Here is a 1,846-nt window from a genome sequence, read left to right as displayed (position 1 = left end):
GCGACCAGTCGAGAACGTATGTCTCGAATCTGGCTCTGGAAGGTCCGAAGACCTCCAAGTGCTCCTTAGAAAGGAGGTGATCCAGCCGCACCTTCCGGTACGGCTACCTTGTTACGACTTAGTCCTAATTACCGATCCTACCTTCGACGGCTCCCTCCACAAGGGTTGGGCCACCGGCTTCAGGCATTACCGACTTTCATGACTTGACGGGCGGTGTGTACAAGACCCGGGAACGTATTCACCGCAGCGTTGCTGATCTGCGATTACTAGCGACTCCGACTTCATGAGGTCGAGTTGCAGACCTCAATCCGAACTGGGACCGGCTTTTTGGGATTCGCTCCACCTTACGGTATTGCAGCCCTTTGTACCGGCCATTGTAGCATGCGTGAAGCCCAAGACATAAGGGGCATGATGATTTGACGTCATCCCCACCTTCCTCCGAGTTGACCCCGGCAGTATCCCATGAGTTCCCACCATTACGTGCTGGCAACATAGAACGAGGGTTGCGCTCGTTGCGGGACTTAACCCAACATCTCACGACACGAGCTGACGACAACCATGCACCACCTGTTTACGAGTGTCCAAAGAGAACTACATTTCTGCAGCGTTCTCGTATATGTCAAGCCTTGGTAAGGTTCTTCGCGTTGCATCGAATTAATCCGCATGCTCCGCCGCTTGTGCGGGTCCCCGTCAATTCCTTTGAGTTTTAGCCTTGCGGCCGTACTCCCCAGGCGGGGAACTTAATGCGTTAGCTGCGTCACGGAATCCGTGGAATGGACCCCACAACTAGTTCCCAACGTTTACGGGGTGGACTACCAGGGTATCTAAGCCTGTTTGCTCCCCACCCTTTCGCTCCTCAGCGTCAGTTACGGCCCAGAGATCTGCCTTCGCCATCGGTGTTCCTCCTGATATCTGCGCATTCCACCGCTACACCAGGAATTCCAATCTCCCCTACCGCACTCTAGTCTGCCCGTACCCACTGCAGGCTGGAGGTTGAGCCTCCAGTTTTCACAGCAGACGCGACAAACCGCCTACGAGCTCTTTACGCCCAATAATTCCGGATAACGCTTGCGCCCTACGTATTACCGCGGCTGCTGGCACGTAGTTAGCCGGCGCTTTTTCTGCAGGTACCGTCACTTTCGCTTCTTCCCTGCTAAAAGAGGTTTACAACCCGAAGGCCGTCATCCCTCACGCGGCGTTGCTGCATCAGGCTTGCGCCCATTGTGCAATATTCCCCACTGCTGCCTCCCGTAGGAGTCTGGGCCGTGTCTCAGTCCCAGTGTGGCCGGTCACCCTCTCAGGCCGGCTACCCGTCGACGCCTTGGTGAGCCATTACCTCACCAACAAGCTGATAGGCCGCGAGCTCATCCCTGACCGAAATTCTTTCCAACTACTGAAGATGCCTTCGCAGTTCATATCCGGTATTAGACGCCGTTTCCAGCGCTTATCCCAGAGTCAGGGGCAGATTGCTCACGTGTTACTCACCCGTTCGCCACTGATCCAGCAGAGCAAGCTCCACCTTCACCGTTCGACTTGCATGTGTTAAGCACGCCGCCAGCGTTCATCCTGAGCCAGGATCAAACTCTCCGTAAAAGAAAATTGCATACAACAACCGGAAAAAGGTCGAAGCAGCGAGTTTGAACTGACCAAAAGGATGTCATTACTGACAATCCGTTACCAGCCCGAAGACTGGATTTTTGATCCAAAGGAATCTCATCTCGCCGAAACGAGATAGAGGTTATTTGGCATTTGACAAGTGCACGCTGTTGAGTTCTCAAGGATCGGATGCTCCCACTTTCCAGCCTCTCGGCCTTCTACGCAGGGCAACTTCTCTATCTTATTCTCT

General features: G+C 54.1%; 1 rRNA gene. It reads right to left on the bottom strand.

What is annotated here, in order from left to right:
* Positions 1 to 69: 69 nt before the first annotated feature.
* Positions 70 to 1,593 (bottom strand): 16S ribosomal RNA (locus FHS06_RS13750).
* Between the last annotated feature and the right edge of the window lie 253 nt (positions 1,594 to 1,846).

Origin of the sequence: Microbacterium halimionae (assembly GCF_011761265.1) — a bacterium.
Classification (GTDB): domain Bacteria; phylum Actinomycetota; class Actinomycetes; order Actinomycetales; family Microbacteriaceae; genus Microbacterium; species Microbacterium halimionae.
The sequence above is the reverse complement of the archived record's forward strand: the minus strand, read 5'-3'. Positions and strand labels throughout refer to the sequence as shown.